At 70.0% G+C, this 15,899-nt stretch carries 15 protein-coding genes; 13 read left to right on the top strand and 2 right to left on the bottom strand.

Annotation, left to right across the window (positions count from 1 at the left end; all coding sequences use genetic code 11):
* From Q7F20_RS13695 to Q7F20_RS13705, 3 genes are all read left to right on the top strand, one after another.
* The coding region (locus tag Q7F20_RS13695; RefSeq protein ID WP_305740631.1) for a hypothetical protein at window positions 1-206 on the top strand (206 nt) is incomplete at its 5' end.
* Between the two features lie 39 nt (window positions 207-245).
* A complete protein-coding gene (gene nadE / locus Q7F20_RS13700) occupies window positions 246-1,073 on the top strand; it encodes an ammonia-dependent NAD(+) synthetase (protein ID WP_305740645.1) in 828 nt (275 codons plus the stop codon).
* A gap of 145 nt (window positions 1,074-1,218) precedes the next feature.
* Window positions 1,219-2,667 (top strand): SPFH domain-containing protein, encoded by a 1,449-nt coding sequence (locus Q7F20_RS13705; protein WP_305740632.1) that lies wholly within the window; start codon window positions 1,219-1,221, stop codon window positions 2,665-2,667.
* A 33-nt stretch (window positions 2,668-2,700) separates the two neighbouring features.
* On the opposite strand, the gene Q7F20_RS13710 is transcribed toward Q7F20_RS13705, so the two are convergent.
* On the bottom strand, window positions 2,701-3,147 hold the full coding sequence (locus Q7F20_RS13710) for a hypothetical protein (protein WP_305740633.1): 447 nt from the start codon (window positions 3,145-3,147) through the stop codon (window positions 2,701-2,703).
* 58 nt (window positions 3,148-3,205) lie between these two features.
* A complete protein-coding gene (locus Q7F20_RS13715) occupies window positions 3,206-4,141 on the bottom strand; it encodes a phosphotransferase (RefSeq protein ID WP_305740634.1) in 936 nt (311 codons plus the stop codon).
* Window positions 4,142-4,316: 175 nt separating this feature from the next.
* On the opposite strand from Q7F20_RS13715, the gene Q7F20_RS13720 reads away from it, so the two are divergent.
* From Q7F20_RS13720 to Q7F20_RS13765, 10 genes are all read left to right on the top strand, one after another.
* Window positions 4,317-6,371 (top strand): MDR family MFS transporter, encoded by a 2,055-nt coding sequence (locus Q7F20_RS13720; RefSeq protein ID WP_305740635.1) that lies wholly within the window; start codon window positions 4,317-4,319, stop codon window positions 6,369-6,371.
* A gap of 61 nt (window positions 6,372-6,432) precedes the next feature.
* Complete coding sequence (locus Q7F20_RS13725) at window positions 6,433-7,017, top strand: TetR/AcrR family transcriptional regulator (RefSeq protein WP_305740636.1); 585 nt, start codon at window positions 6,433-6,435, stop codon at window positions 7,015-7,017.
* 183 nt (window positions 7,018-7,200) lie between these two features.
* Window positions 7,201-8,535 (top strand): enolase C-terminal domain-like protein, encoded by a 1,335-nt coding sequence (locus tag Q7F20_RS13730; RefSeq protein ID WP_305740637.1) that lies wholly within the window; start codon window positions 7,201-7,203, stop codon window positions 8,533-8,535.
* A gap of 63 nt (window positions 8,536-8,598) precedes the next feature.
* Complete coding sequence (locus Q7F20_RS13735) at window positions 8,599-9,837, top strand: sugar ABC transporter substrate-binding protein (protein WP_305740638.1); 1,239 nt, start codon at window positions 8,599-8,601, stop codon at window positions 9,835-9,837.
* 108 nt (window positions 9,838-9,945) lie between these two features.
* Window positions 9,946-10,917, top strand: a complete 972-nt coding sequence (locus tag Q7F20_RS13740; RefSeq protein ID WP_305740639.1) for a carbohydrate ABC transporter permease — start codon at window positions 9,946-9,948, stop codon at window positions 10,915-10,917.
* The gene (locus Q7F20_RS13745) at window positions 10,910-11,830 is read left to right on the top strand and encodes a carbohydrate ABC transporter permease (protein WP_305740640.1); all 921 of its coding nucleotides are present in this window, start codon (window positions 10,910-10,912) and stop codon (window positions 11,828-11,830) included. The genes Q7F20_RS13740 and Q7F20_RS13745 overlap by 8 nt, the downstream gene beginning before the upstream one ends.
* Before the next feature lie 90 nt (window positions 11,831-11,920).
* Window positions 11,921-13,246, top strand: coding sequence for an alpha-L-fucosidase (locus Q7F20_RS13750; protein ID WP_305740641.1), 1,326 nt, complete (start codon window positions 11,921-11,923; stop codon window positions 13,244-13,246).
* The gene (locus Q7F20_RS13755; RefSeq protein ID WP_305740642.1) at window positions 13,246-13,572 is read left to right on the top strand and encodes an L-rhamnose mutarotase; all 327 of its coding nucleotides are present in this window, start codon (window positions 13,246-13,248) and stop codon (window positions 13,570-13,572) included. Before Q7F20_RS13750 ends, Q7F20_RS13755 begins: the two co-directional genes overlap by 1 nt.
* On the top strand, window positions 13,569-14,525 hold the full coding sequence (locus Q7F20_RS13760) for an aldo/keto reductase (RefSeq protein WP_305740643.1): 957 nt from the start codon (window positions 13,569-13,571) through the stop codon (window positions 14,523-14,525). Before Q7F20_RS13755 ends, Q7F20_RS13760 begins: the two co-directional genes overlap by 4 nt.
* 79 nt (window positions 14,526-14,604) lie before the next feature.
* On the top strand, window positions 14,605-15,899 hold a 1,295-nt coding region (locus tag Q7F20_RS13765), incomplete at its 3' end, for a hypothetical protein (protein WP_305740644.1).

Here is a 15,899-nt window from a genome sequence, read left to right on the forward strand (position 1 = left end):
CCGGCACCCCAGTTCCCGCCCGCGACGTGAGGACCACCGTGCACGACCACGACACCCACCCGCTCGACCGCCACGTCGGACCCCCGCACGTCGAACGCTTCGTGCTGACCCGTGCGCAGGAGACCATCGGCGTCGTCTGCACCTGCGCCATCGGGACCGACCACGACAACACCATCCGCCCGGTCGGCGCGGATCGAGTCCACTGAACCCTGTGCACACGGCGGATGCAGCGGGATACTGGGATGGTGCGTGAACTCCAAGCCGCCATCGCAGCGGACCTCAACGTCCAGCCGACCATCGACCCGGAGCAGGAGATCGCCCGTCGCGTCGGGTTCCTCCGGGACTACCTCCTCACCACCGGCGCCAATGGCTACCTGCTCGCGATCAGCGGTGGACAGGACTCGACCCTCGCCGGGCGTCTGACGCAGCTCGCGGTCGAGTCGCTCCGCGCCGAGGGGCACCCCGCCGAGTTCACCACCGTCCGCATGCCGTACCGCGTGCAGGCCGACGAGGACGACGCACAGCTCGCGCTGCAGTTCATCGCCGCCGACCCCGGCATCACCGTGAACATCGAGCACGGTGTGGACGGGGTGGTGCAGGACACCGCCGCCTCGGGCGTGGAGCTCAGCGACTTCGTGAAGGGCAACGTCAAGGCCCGGATGCGGATGGTCGCGCAGTACGCCGTCGCCGGGCAGCGCGGACTGCTCGTCGTCGGCACCGACCACGCGGCCGAGGCCGTGACCGGCTTCTTCACGAAGTACGGCGACGGCGGTGTCGACCTCACCCCGCTCACCGGCCTGACGAAGAGCCAGGGTCGGCAGCTCCTCGAGCACCTCGGCGCGCCGGCCCGGCTCTACGAGAAGGCACCCACCGCCGACCTGCTCGACGAGACGCCCGGTCAGACGGACGAGGCGAACCTCGGGCTGTCGTACGCCGAGATCGACGCGTACCTGCAGGGGCACGACGTGCCGGTCGAGGTCGCCGAGGCGATCGAGTCGCGCTACCGCGCGACGGAGCACAAGCGCCAGGTCCCGGCGACGCCCTTCGACGACTGGTGGCGTGCGGGCGCGTAGGCGCTGACGCGACCCCGTCCAGGAGGCGCGGTGCGGGTCCGTCCCGCGCCTCGCTCCCCGTCTGTCCGTGCGTTCTCCTACGATGGGAGCCAACGGAACAACAGATGCGGAATCCAGGTTGCGGCCTGGTCCACGAGGGGGAGTCATGGAAGTCCTGTTCGCGCTCGGAGCGGTCCCGCTGATCATCGTGGGGGTCGTCGTCCTGGCGATCGTCGTGCTGATCTACGCGAAGCTCGTCTACCGCAACGCCGGTGCCGACGAGGCGCTCATCATCACCGGCAAGCGCTCCCGCAAGGTGAAGAACCCGGACGGCACCGAGACGGTCGAGTCCGGGATCAAGGTCGTCCTCGGCGCGGGCGTCCTGGTCCGGCCGTTCTTCGAGCGGGTCGCCAAGATCTCGCTGAGCTCGCGCGCGATCGACATCAACGTGAACGCGCAGGACTCCCGTGGCGTCACGATCGACGTCGAGGCGGTGGCACTCGTCAAGGTGGGCGAGGCCGACGCGTCGATCCGTGCCGCCGCGCAGCGGTTCCTCGGCCAGGAGAAGAAGATCGACGACTTCGCGCGCGAGGTCCTGTCCGGTTCGCTCCGTGCCTCGATCGGTGCGACCGACGTGTCCACGATCATCCGCAACCGTGACCAGCTCACCGTCGCTGTGCTCGACGTCGCGAAGGACGCCCTGCACAGCCAGGGGCTCGACGTCGACTCGTTCGAGATCAAGGGCATCTCGGACCGCAACGACTACATCAGCGACCTCGGACGTGCCGAGCGCGCGCGGGTCCGCTTGGAGGCCGAGAACGCCGAGGCCCAGGCCGACCGCGAAGCGCGTGAGGCCCGCGCCACGGCGGACCAGGCCATCGCCGAGGCGGAGAACACCCTCGCGATCCGTCGCGCGGCCCTGCAGCTCGACGCCGACCGAGCCTCCGCCGAGGCCGCTGCCGCCGGTCCGCTCGCGCAGGCCCGTGCTGCGCAGGGCGTCGTCGAGCAGGAGCAGCTGACCGCGCAGAAGCGTGCCGAACTCCGTCGTGCCGAGCTCGAGTCCGAGGTCTCCGCGGTCGCCGAGGCGCAGGCCCGCAAGACCCGCGTCGAGGCCGAGGCGGCCGCTGCCGCCCAGGTCGAGACCGCCCGTGCCCAGGCCGAGGCCCGCCGCATCTCGGCCGAGGCGATCGCCGTCGAGGCCCAGGCCGAGTCCGAGGCACGCAAGCTCGCCGCCGACGCCTCGCGTGCCGAGGGTGAAGCCGCCGCCGATGCGATCCGCGCCAAGGGTCAGGCCGAGGCGGACGCCACCAAGGCGCAGGCGGACGCCCTCGCCCAGCACTCCGAGGCGGTCCTGCGGGTCAAGGCGATCGAGACGCTGCCGAGCATCGCCCGCGAGCTCGCGGCACCGATGGGCAACATCGACAAGCTGACCGTGGTGTCCTCGGACGGCGCCGGAGCGCTCTCGAAGAGCGTGGTCAGCCAGTTCAGCGAGGTCGACGCACTGCTCGGGACGACGGCCGGCTTCACGCTGAGCGACATCGTGAAGAGCACCACCACGGGACAGGCCGCGGCGCGAGCCGTCGCGCGGGAACAGGAGTCCGCGGCGGCCGAGTAGTCGGTCCGACGTCCGGACCGGGCGCGGCGGGGATCAGTCCCCGTCGCGCCCGTCGTCGTCCCGGCGGTCACGCTGCTGCCCGCCGGCGTCCTCGCGCTCGGCGTGGTCACCGTGCTCGGCGTGATCGTCCCGCTCGGTGCGCTCGTCCTGGCGCTGGTCCGCCAGTCGCTGCTGCCAGACCACGCTGCGGGCCGCTCCCTCGAGGACCTCGTCCACACTCCGACCGGTCTGCGCCGCCAACGCGCCGCTGAGGCCCGCCGTCAGCGTGCCCCCGGCCGACGCCAGCCGTTCGACCACCTGCTCCTGCCGCTCGGTCAACGGCTCGTCGATCATCTCGTCGACGGTGTCGCGGATGTTCCGTTCGCTCGCGTCCAGGGCTGCGTCGTCGGCCGAGTGCAGCGCCGCTGCCTCACCGACGACGACGAGTCCGAGCCGCGCGGCGTCGTCTTCCGGACGCTGGCCTTCGTGCTCGTCATTCATGCACGGGACCGTACGCGCCCGGGCGGCGCGGTTCCTGGACAGCGGGGTACGCGCTCGATCAGCCCTGCCAGCGTCGCAACAGCCAGTCGGCCGCCGCCAGTGCCTCGTCCCGCTGGAAGTCGCGGAGCGTCGGCATGTGCGGGATCGGCGGACGGGACGCCTTCTCGAAGAACGTCCCGGCCAGTCCGGCGAGCACCGCGTCCACGCTCGTCGCCGGCACCCCGGTGAACACCCGGTGGGTGGCGAGGTGGTGCTCGACGTCGGCGTCCTCGCCTCGCACCAGCACGTCCAGCAGGTAGGTGAGCGGGTCGAGCCAGTGCGCCCCGACCGACGCCCAGGGCCAGTCGATGACCCAGACCGTGCCGTCGGCGTCGACGAGCAGGTTGTCCGCGCGGCAGTCGACGTGCGCCAGGGAGTCCCCGTCGGTGACGGACGCGGCGCCCCGCGCTGCCTCTGCGAACGCGGGAGCAGCGTCCACCACGTACGCCGGGACGACGTCGGGGAAGCCATCGGCCGCCATCCGGTCCCAGGCGCCGAACTCCTCGGCGAGGTCGTCGGCGACCCGGGGGAGTCCGGCGAGCGTCCCCGTCGCGGGCGGGAGTGTGTCGAGGGCGTCGAGCACCGCTCGGACGTCGGACCCGTCGCCGGCGGTCCCCGGGTGTCGGCCGTCCACGTCCTCGATCACCAGGGCGATCCAGTCGTCCCCGTCGACGGTCTCCCGCAGGGTGTCGATCAGTCGAGGCGCCTGCACCGAGTCGGGCAGGTGAGCCATGACCTCGGCCTCACGCTCGTGCATCCCGAATCCGTCGGGGTTGCGCGAGCGTGAGAGCGTCTTCACGAACGCCCGTCGGCCGGCGTCGGTGACCACCCGGTCGGCCCCGCCGGGAGAGTAGCCGCCCGCCTGTGACTCGGCGTGGGTCACCACGCTGCCGAGCACTGCTTCGATCCGGTCCCGAAGGCCGGCCGGCACCTCGCTCCACGTCGTCCGCCCCATGCGCCCCGACCCTACCTGAGGGAGTGTTCACGAAACATGCACCCTCGGAAACATTGCGGTGGCAGCAAACGTGCTCGTGGTGTAAAGTTGCAGCGTCTGCAAGGTTGACCCGCCGTCCTCGGCGCTCCGGCGTCCCTCGCGACCACGACCACCACACGCACCCCGAAGGATCCCAATGTCCACTGCCACCGCACCCGTCGAGGTGTCGCGCGGACGACAGAGCGCACCGGCCGACCAGCCGGGGAAGCCGATCATGTCGCACCGCCAGATCCTCCTCGTCATCTACGGCCTCATGGCCGGCATGTTCCTGTCCTCGCTCGACCAGACCATCGTCGGCACGGCCATCCGCACCATCGGTGACGACCTGCACGGACTCGACCAGCAGGCCTGGGTCACCACGGCGTACCTGATCGCGTCGACCATCACCACGCCGATCTACGGCAAGCTCTCCGACGTCTTCGGCCGCCGACCGCTCTACATCTTCGGCATCGCGGTCTTCATCCTCGGTTCGCTGCTCTCGACGATGTCGACGTCGATGATCATGCTCGCCGCGTTCCGTGCCTTCCAGGGCATCGGTGCGGGTGCGCTGATGTCGCTGCCGCTGGCGATCATGGGCGACATCCTCGCTCCCCGCGAGCGCGCGAAGTACCAGGGCTACTTCCTGGCCGTCTTCGGCATCTCCTCGGTGATCGGCCCGCTCATCGGCGGCCTCTTCTCCGGTGCGTCGACGATCCTCGGCATCACCGGCTGGCGCTGGGTCTTCCTGATCAACGTCCCGATCGGTGTGGCCGCGCTGCTCATGGTCATCGCGTTCCTGCACCTGCCGAAGTTCGGCGACGCCAAGATCAAGCCGCGCATCGACTGGTGGGGTGCGACCTCGGTCATCGTGACGCTCGTGCCGCTCCTGCTCGTGGCCGAACAGGGCCGCACGTGGGGCTGGGGATCGGCCGGCGCGATCGCCTGCTACGTCATCGGTGCCCTCGGCCTGGTCGCCTTCCTCGTCGTCGAGACGCTCATGAAGGACGACGCGATCATCCCGCTGAAGCTCTTCCGCTCCGGCGTGTTCTCGATGGCCACGGTCCTCGGGTTCCTCGTGGGCTTCGCGATGTTCGGCGCCATGCTGACCATCCCGCTGTACCTGCAGATCGTCACCGGCCTGACCCCGACCGAGTCGGGCTTCGCGACCCTGCCGATGATCGGCGGCCTCATGATCGCCTCGATCGCCTCGGGTCAGATCGTGGCCCGCACCGGCAAGTACCGGATTTTCCCGGTGATCGGCACCGCGCTCGTCTCGCTCGGCTACGTCGTCCTGACGTTCATGACGATCGACAAGCCGCTCTGGTTCCTGATGATCGGCATGTTCCTGATCGGCCTCGGGCTCGGACAGCTCATGCAGAGCATCACCCTCGCCTCGCAGAACTCGGTCCAGCCGCGTGACATGGGTGTGGCGACGAGCTCGGCGACGTTCTTCCGTCAGATCGGCGGGACGCTCGGCACGGCCGTGCTCCTGAGCGTCTTGTTCTCGATCATGCCGACGAACATCCTGCACGCCACCGCCGACCAGAAGAACCTGAGTGGTGCGCTCGACGCCGCACTGAACCCGACGGTCGCCACGGCGAAGGCGAACCAGGGCGTGATGGACCAGATCTGGAACCCGATCGTCACTCCGATCAAGCAGCAGGTCCAGTCCGGGCTCGACCAGGCCACCGCGCAGGTGACCCAGGCGACGGCCGGCGCACCGGAGGCCGTGCAGCAGCAGGCGCTCACCGCCGCCGCCGACAAGGCCCACGCGTCCGTGCAGGACGGCAAGCTCGTCGTCGACTGGTCCGACCGGGTCCAGCGGACGTACTGGGTGGACGAACTCGCCCCGACCCTGTCGAAGCAGATCGACAAGGGTGCGAGTGACGAAGGGTCGTCGAGCAGCGAGACGAGCGACACGTCCTACCTGAACGGTGCCGACGCGGCGCTCACCCGACCGTTCATGACGGGGTTCAACGCCTCGGCCGTCACGGTCTACTGGGTCGGCTTCGCGGTCATCCTGCTCGCCTTCGTCCTGAGCTGGTTCTTCAAGGCGCCGCCGCTCCGCAAGAGCTCGGCCCTGCAGGAACAGGCGGACAACGAGGGGACGGCCGACGACCTCGAGGCCCAGGCGGTGAAGGCCGCCGACGCCATGGGCTCGCCGACCGCTCCCGTCACCGGTTCGATCCCGGTCCAGCGGGACCGCGTCTAGCAGCGGGCCCCGGGGCCTCCCGTCACCGGACGGGAGGCCCCGACCCGCACCAGGAGCAGCAGTGAGCACCATCGAGACCCATCCGGCGGCGGACAGCGGCCTCCGCGAGCGCAAGAAGCAGCAGACCCGGGCCGCCATCCACCGCGCCGCGCTCGACCTGGTCACCGAGCGCGGGCTCGCCGGCGTCACCGTCGAGGAGATCTGCGCCGCCGCCGGGGTCTCGCCCCGAACCTTCTTCAACTACTTCCCGTCGAAGGGCAACGCCGCACTCGGCCTGCCCGCGACCACCGTCCCGGACTCCGCCCGTGCGACCTTCCTCGTCGGTGCGGGCACGCTCGTGTCCGACCTCTGCGACCTCGTCGCGCAGACGGTCAACCTGCCCGAGGACCGTCGCCGGATGAAGTCGCTCGTGCAGGCTCGGCCCGAGATGGTCCCGACGATGCTGCAGTGGATGGCGGAGGCCCGGTCGGCGATCGTCGAGGTCGCCGCCGAACGCACCGGCACCGAGGCCGCGCGGACCGCCGTCACGCTGGTCATGGCGGCCGTCATCGAGGTCGCGCACCGGTCCTCGGTTGCGTCCCGCGACGAGCTGGCGGACCGGCTCCGCGGCGTGGTCGCGGAGATGGGGCGGCTCGCCGCCGTCTGAGCAGCGCGACCAGGTCCAGGAGGCGCGGCGCGGGTCCGACCCGCACCGCGCCTCCTGTCTGTCATCCGACCACTCGCCGCGCTCTGCGGCTGAAGTGCCGCGAATTTCCCTCTTGACAGCGGAGACATCCGATGTTTCGATGAGTTCGTTCGGTCGACGGAGACCGGACGGGTAGGAGACACGATGAGCCGCATCACCGGTCTGCGCGTCCGCGACGTCCGGTTCCCGACCTCGCGGGAGCACGACGGATCCGACGCCATGAACCCGGCGCCCGACTACTCCGCCGCCTACGTCGAGATCACGACCGACGCGCTGGACGGCCTCGTCGGCACCGCCTTCGTCTTCACGATCGGCCGCGGCAACGAGGTGCAGGAAGCGGCGATCGCCGCCCTCCGCGAGCACGTCGTCGGCGCGGACGCCGAAGCGGTCCTCGCGGACATGGGTGGGACGTGGCGCTCGCTCGTGCACGACTCGCAACTCCGCTGGCTCGGCCCCGAGAAGGGCGTCATGCACATGGCGATCGGTGCCGTGGTGAACGCCCTCTGGGACCTGCGGGCGAAGCGCGCCGGGCAGCCGCTCTGGGCGCTGCTCGCCGACCTCAGCCCGGACGAGCTCGTCGACCTGGTGGACTTCCGGTACCTGTCCGACGCCATCACCCCGAGTGAGGCACGGCAGCTGTTCGAAGCCGCGGTGCCGCTCCGTGCCGAGCGCCGACGCCGTCTCGAGCGCGAGGGCTACCCGGCGTACACGACCACCCCCGGCTGGCTCGGCTACGACGACGAGAAGCTCGCCCGCCTCTGCCGCGAGGCCGTCGACGAGGGCTTCGCCCAGATCAAGCTCAAGGTCGGTGGCGATGTCGACGAGGACGTCCGACGTCTCGGGATCGCCCGGGACGTCGTGGGTCCCGACATCCGGATCGCGATCGACGCCAACCAGCGCTGGGACGTCGACGAGGCGGTCACGTGGATCGAGCTGCTGCGTCCCTTCGACATCGCGTGGGTCGAGGAGCCCACGAGCCCCGACGACGTCCTCGGGCACGCCGAGATCGCCCGACGCATCGCACCGGTCCCGGTGGCGACGGGGGAGCACATGGCGAACCGGGTGGTCGCGAAGCAGCTGATCCAGGCGGACGCCATGTCGGTGCTGCAGATCGACGCGACGCGGGTCGCCGGGGTGAACGAGAACCTCGCGATCGTGCTCCTCGCCGCCAAGTACGGCGTCCGCGTGTGCCCGCACGCCGGCGGGGTCGGCCTGTGCGAGGCAGTGCAGCACCTCTCGATGTTCGACGCCGTCGCGCTCACCGGGGACCTCGACACCCGCTGCATCGAGTTTGTCGACCACCTGCACGAGCACTTCGTGACGCCGGTGGACGTGCACGACGGCCGGTACTGGCCCCCCACCGCTCCCGGCGCCGGTACCGAGATGCACGCCGACACGCTCGACGACTACACCTTCCCGGACGGCCCGGTCTGGGCCGCCGTCGAGACGAGCGTCCCCGACGCCGTCCGCGTCGCCTGACGCGCCACTGCTTCCCGATCGTTCCCTCCCCACCCTGATCACCACGACGAAGTGGAGACTCCGATGCACCGACGCCGAATCGTCGCGGGGCTGGCGGCAGCCGCCGCCACCGCGCTCGTCCTGGCTGGTTGTTCCTCCGGCAGCAGTGCCGGTGGGAGCCAGTCGAAGGACGCCATGACCTGGTCCATGTGGATCGCCGGGAAGGAGGACAAGGCCGCCTGGCAGAAGGTCGCCGACACCGTGAAGAGCGAGGACGGCATCACCCTCACCATCCAGGGCGCCCCCTTCGAGAACTACTTCACGAAGCTCAGCACGCAGCTCAGCGCCGGCAGCGCCCAGTGCATCGTGAGCATGCAGTCGCTGCGCGCGGCGAACTACACCTCGTCGCTCCTGCCGCTCGACGACCTGGCCAAGCAGGACGGCCTCGACCTGTCCGCGTACGACAGCACCGCCCTCGACGGGATGAAGGTCGACGGCAAGCTCTACGGGTTGCCGTACGACACCGGGCCCATCCTGATGTTCTACAACAAGGACCTGTTCAAGAAGGCCGGTGTCGCGGACCCCGAGCCCGGGTGGACCACGGACGACTTCGAGCAGGCGGGCGAAGCCCTCAGGGCGAAGGGCATCACCGAGTTCGGCTCGACGGTCGGCGACCTCAACCTCGAGTCGATGATCTACGGCTACAACGGCGGCCGGGTGATCACCGAGTCCGGGAAGATCGACGCGACGGACACCAAGTTCGCGGACGGCCTGGACTGGCTCGCGAGCCTGGTGAAGAAGGGCTACGCGACCCAGGCCTCGTCGGACACCTCGACCCCCGGCAATGACTTCGCGGCCGGCAAGGTCGCGATGTACACGGACGGTCCGTGGTCGTTGATCAGTCAGAAGGCGAAGGTCCAGTTCGACCTCGGCGTCACGACGCTGCCGTCCGGGACCTCCGGGCCGTCGACCTTCGCCGCCGGTTCCGGCTTCGGCGTCTCGAAGCAGTGCAAGTACCCGGAGCAGGCGTTCAAGGCCGTCCAGACGATGACGGGCGAGAAGGTGCTCACGTCGCTCGCCGAGCAGGGTCGTGCCTTCCCGGCCCGCACCGCGGCCCAGGGTGCGTGGTACTCCAGCGCCGGCATCGACGGCGCCGAGACCGCGCTCAAGGCGGCGCTCGCCAAGTCCTCGCCGCTCCCGGGCAACAAGCAGAGCGACCAGCTGGGACAGCTCTTCACGCAGTACGCGCTCCAGGCGATCAACGGGCAGACCTCCGGCAAGGACACGATGTCCTCGATCGCCGGCCAACTCGGCACGCAGTGACCGACGCGACCGACTGACGGACTGGAGGCGCGGGTCGACCCCGCCCCGCGCCTCCCGTCCGGCACCACTTCAGCCCCAGGACCGCGCGAACGACGAGGAGGTCGTCGCATGACCACCATCCAGGACCCACCGGCACCGGCGGTGCCCGCAGCTGCCGCCGCGGTCGCCACCGGCCCGGCGGCACCCCGCCGGAAGGATGACGCCGCAGGCGTCGTCGGCCGACGCTCGTGGTGGGGCGCCGCCTTCGCCGCGCCGCACTCGATCGGACTGGTCGTCTTCACGGCGTTCCCGATCATCGCCTCCCTCGTCGTCAGCTTCATGAACTGGCCGATGCTCGGCGAACGCAGTTGGGCCGGCATCGAGAACTACGCCCGGCTGTTCTCCGACCCGGTGTTCCGGACGGTGACGCTCAACACCGCCCTGTTCGTCGTGCTGTACGTGCCGCTCAACCTCGTCGTGTCGCTCGGGCTCGCCGCGTGGCTGACACCGCGGATCGCCGGTCGGCACGTCTTCCGCGTCCTGTTCTTCATCCCGACCATCACGCCGATCGTGGCGAACGTCGTGGTCTGGCGGATGCTCTACCAGCCGGGCGGCGCGATCGACGCGAGCCTGCGGTCGACCGTCGGGGTGGGCGCGCCGAACTTCCTCGCCGACGAGCACTGGGCGATGCTCGCGATCGTCGCGATGAGCGTCTGGCAGGGCTTCGGGTACAACATGCTGATCTTCTCGGCCGCCCTCGACGCCGTGCCCGAGAACCAGATCGAGGCATCGCAGCTCGACGGCGCGAATGCCTGGCAGACGTTCTGGGCGATCAAGTTCCCGCTGATCTCGCCCTCGGTGTTCTTCGCAACGATGATGACCCTCATCACGTCGTTCCAGGTGTTCGTGCAGCCGTTCGTCCTCACCAAGGGCGGACCCGGCACGGCCACGGAGACCCTCGTGCAGTACATCTACAACACGGGCTTCCAGAACCAGCAGCTCGGGCTGGCGTCCGCCGGCGCCTGGGTGCTGTTCGTCATCATCCTCGGGATCACGGCCGTCCAGTTCCTCGGGCAGAAGCGGTGGGTGCACTATGAGTGAGCTGACCAGGACCCGCACGAGCGGGTTCACGACGTCCAACCGCACGGTCAACCCCCGCTCCGTGCCCCGGACGGCCTCGGCACCGCGGCCCGGACGGATCCGCCACGCGATCGGCTACGCGCTCCTGTGCCTCGTCGCGCTGCTCTTCGTGTCGCCGCTCGTCTACATGGTGGCGACGAGCCTCAAGCCGGCCGACCAGGTGTTCACCACGCCGCCGACGCTGTGGGGACGGTCGCTCGAGTGGGACAACTACGTCCAGGCGTTCACCTACCTGCCGTTCGCCCGCTTCATCCTGAACGGGGTCGTCGTGGCGGCCGCCGGCACCGCGATCAACGTCGTCGTGGCCGTGCTCTCGGGCTACGCGTTCTCCCGGCTGCGGTGGCGTGGCCGGAACACCGTGTTCCTGCTCTTCCTCGTGACGCTGATGATCCCGCAGGACGTCCTCGTCATCCCGATGTACGTCATGATGCAGGGCTTCGGGTGGGTCGACACCTTCCAGGCGCTCATCGTCCCGTGGGCGTTCACGGCCCTCGGCGCGTTCCTCATCCGGCAGTTCTTCCTCACCGTGCCGCAGGAACTGGACGACGCAGCACGCGTCGACGGCGCCGGCGCGATCCGCACCTTCTTCTCGGTGATGCTGCCGCTCGCCCGACCGACCATGGCGGTGCTCGCCGTGTTCTCGTTCATCTCGTACTGGAACTCGTTCCTCTGGCCCCTCGTCGTCGTCAACGACGTCGAGGCCCACGGCACGATCCCGCTCGGCCTGCAGCAGTTCTTCGGGCAGCAGGGGTCCGAGTGGAACCTCGTGATGGCCGCGTCCGTGATCTCGATGCTGCCGACCGTGGTCCTGCTGGTCCTGCTGCAGAAGCACCTCGTCAAGGGCATCGTCACCTCCGGTCTCGGCGGCCGGTAGCCGATCCCGACCAGGCGCGCCGCGCCTCCCGTTCGTCCCTCTTCGTCCCTCTTCGTCCCTGCTTCGTCCCCTGGAAGGAAACTGGCCCACATGACCATCACCGCACCTGCAGAGCCGCAGACCGAGACCGACGCGAGTGGTCTGCCCGCGTGGTTCACCCACGACCGGTTCGGCATGTTCATCCACTGGGGGCTCTACGCCCTGCCCGCGCGGCACGAGTGGGTGAAGAACCGCGAACGCATCACCGACGCCGACTACCAGAAGTACTTCGACCACTTCGACCCGGACCTGTTCGACGCCGCCGACTGGGCGCGACGGGCCCGTGAGGCCGGGATGAAGTACGTCGTCCTCACCACGAAGCACCACGAGGGCTTCGCGCTCTGGGACTCCGCGCTCACCGACTACAAGTCCACGAACACCCGGTTCGGCCGGGACATCGTGCGCGAGTTCGTCGACGCCGTCCGCGCCGAGGGGTTACGGGTCGGCTTCTACCACTCGCTCATCGACTGGCACCACCCGGACTTCACGATCGACGGCCTGCACCCGCGCCGCGACGACGGCGACGAGGCGATCGCGGCGCTGAACGAGGGCCGTGACATGGCGCGCTACCGGGACTACCTGCACGGACAGGTGACGGAGCTGCTGTCGGACTACGGGCGGATCGACTACCTGTTCTACGACTTCTCGTACCGGGACAACGACCACGAGGACGTCTGGGGCGGCAAGGGCCGCGACGACTGGGGATCCGCGGAACTGCTCGAACTCACCAAGCGGCTGCAGCCCGGCATCATCGTCAACGACCGCCTCGACATCCCCGGGGACATCGTGACGCCGGAGCAGTACCAGCCGGACAAGCCGATGGAGGTCGACGGCGTGCCGGTTCCGTGGGAGGCCTGCCAGACCCTGAACGGCTCGTGGGGCTACGACCGCGACAACCTCAACGTCAAGAGCACCGACCTGCTCGTGCGCATGCTCGTCGACGGGGTGTCGAACAACGGGAACATGCTCCTCAACGTCGGGCCGACCGGTCGCGGTGAGTTCGACGGGGTCGCCCGGTCGGCGCTCGCCGGGATCGGGGACTGGATGCACCGGCACGCGCGGTCGGTGTACGGCGCCGGGCCGTCGTCGTTCCGGGCGCCGGCCGGGACGGTCTACACGCAGAACGGGAACCGGTTGTACCTGCACCTGTTCACGTGGCCGTTCGAGCACGTGCACCTCGCCGACCTCGCCGGCCGGGTCGAGTACGCCCAGCTGCTGAACGACGCGTCCGAGATCCACTACCGCGAGATCCCGCCGGGGACCCGGGCGCAGAACACCGGCCTCGGGGGACAGCCCGCGGGGACGCTGACGCTCACCCTGCCGATCGTCCGGCCGGACGTGGCGGTGCCCGTGGTCGAGCTCTTCCTGCGCGACTGATGCAGCGCATCCTGACGAGGACCCGGCTGCGGGCGGGGAGCGAGGCGGCGTACGAACGCGTGCACGCCTCGGTCCCGCCCGAGCTGGCGGCACGACTGCGCCGGGCCGGCGTCCGGGACTGGACGATCTGGCGGGACGGCCAGGACCTGGTGCACCTCGTCGAGGTCGAGGACTACCGGGCGATGCGGAAGGCGCTCGCAGACGACCCCGTGAACGCCGAGTGGCAGGCCGTGGTGAACCCGTTGCTCGAGGCCGACGACGACTACTCCGGCAGCGACGACGGGCTGCCCCGGGTGTGGTCGCTCGCGGACCAGGTGGACGCGTGAGCGCCCCGGACCTCGACCGCGGGCCGTTCTGGTTCGGCGGCGCGGGCATCGGCAACCTCCTGCACGAAGTGTCCGACGACGACGCCAGGGCGACGGTCGACGCCGCGTGGGACGTCGGGGTCCGCGGGTTCGACACCGCGCCGCACTACGGGCTCGGGTTGTCCGAACGGCGACTCGGGGCGGCACTCGCCGAGCGGCCGAGGTCCGACTACCTGGTGTCGACGAAGGTCGGGCGGCTGCTCGTGCCCGGGCGCGGTGACGGCGACGACCTGGCCTCCGGTGGCTTCGCGGTGCCGGACGACCTGGTCCGGCAGTGGGATCCGTCGCCGTCGGGTGTGCGGCGGTCCCTCGACGAGTCCCTCGATCGGCTCGGGCTCGACCACGTGGACATCGCCTACCTGCACGACCCGGACGTGTACTCGCTGCGGGACGGACTGACCCAGGCGCTGCCGACGCTCGTCGAGCTCCGGGACGAGGGCGTGGTGCGGGCGGTGGGCGTCGGGTCGAACTCCGTCGCGGCGTTGTCCGCTGCCGTCGAGACCGGGATGTGCGACGTGGTCATGCTCGCCGGGCGGTACACGCTGCTCGAACAACCGGCGGCGGCGTTGGTCGCGCGGTGCGGTGAGCTCGGCGTCGCCGTCGTGGCGGGCGGCGTCTACAACTCGGGGCTGCTCGGGCGGGAGCGGCCGGACGCCTCGGCGACGTACGACTACGCGGTGGCGCCGGCGTCCTTGGTCGAACGGGCGAACGCGATCGCCGACGTCTGCGAACGACACGGTGTCACCCTGCCCGAGGCCGCGCTCGCGTTCCCCCGGCGTGCCGCGGCGGTCCGGACGATCGCGCTCGGTGCCCAGTCGGCCGAGCAGGTGCGGCAGAACGCTGCGCGCGAGGGCGCCGGTGTGCCCGAGGCGCTCTGGGACGACCTGCGCGCGGCGGGCTTGCTCGCACCCTGACCGTGGCGGCTGCGGGCTTCTCCAGAGCATATGCAAATACAACATGTCAGTATGTGGTTCCCATCACGAAAGGAACCACGTGTTCACGCTTCCTCAGCTCCTCCGATCCTGCGCAGCCGGTTTCCTCGGCATGGCGCTCGTCGCCGGCTCCGTCGGACTCACGTCGGTCGCGGCATCCGCTGCACCGGCGGCCGCCGCAGACGCCCCGCTGACGACGCACCCCGACGGCGCGACGCAGGACTCGTACGACGTCACCGTCTCGGCCGGCGACGAGCGGGAGCCACGCACGTTCCACGCGGCCGACGACTCCGCGACCGTCGAACGGGGGCTGACCATCACGGGCGGACTCACGATCCTCGAGGGGGAACGAGCCGAGATCACCGGGACGGCGAACGCGTTCAGCCCGGTCCAGGTCGAACTCCCGACCGAGACCGTCCAGGCGACGGCGGACCACGAAGGGATCTGGTCGGTGGCGTCGACCCGGGTGGCGCGCCCCGGCAAGGTCAGCATCTCCGCGAACCTCGACGAGAACGGCGAGTACACCGCCTTCCTCGACGCGCATGTCGTCGTGCTCGGGGAGCCGCTGGACGTGCTCGCCAGCCATCAGATCGATGCGATGGTGCGGTCGGTGCTCCGGGGTCAGCACGAGCAGACGATCCCGTACCGCGCGCAGTCCGGCGCAACCGTGCGGGCCACGGTCAACGGTGTGACGACGACAGCCGTGGCTGACGCGAGCGGCGTCGCGCGCGTGACCGTCGAGCTGCAGCCGGGGAGGAACCGACTGAGCGTCGTGCAGGAGTACGAGGGGAAGACGTCGGCCGCCGACTCGTACGGCTACTTCATCGTCGGAGGGGACCGGCTCGTCGTCGACTACTCGACCCGAGACACCTACGTCCCCGGTGAAGCGTTCGCGGTCCGTGGCACCGTCAGCGGTGCGATCAGCGGAGCGCCCCTGTACTACTGGACCGCGAAGGGGGAGACGCGCACGACCCGGGTCGGAGCAGGCGGCGGCTTCGAGGTGACGGTTCCGGCTGATGAAGCGATCGCCGTCGACGAACACGGCAACACGCAGGTCTCGTTCTCGTACGACACGCGTTTCGCGGGGCACGTGCTCGCTCCGGGCGCAGCCGACGTCGCGCCGGCGTTGACGGTGGCGACGAAGGACTTCGTGAAGGGTGAGAAGCAGCTGATCGAGGGTACGGCGAAGCCCGGTGCGGTCGTGAAGGTGTACCAGGGTGCGAAGTACCTGATGCAGGTCACGGCGGGCAAGGACGGTGCCTGGTCGTACACCACGGGGGCTGCGATCACGTCGGACACCTTCACCCGGACGGTCAAGGCTGAGGGCCACGAGGACGTCACGTTCACCCTCACCGC

This window comes from Curtobacterium sp. A7_M15 (genome assembly GCF_030705415.1).
GTDB lineage: Bacteria > Actinomycetota > Actinomycetes > Actinomycetales > Microbacteriaceae > Curtobacterium.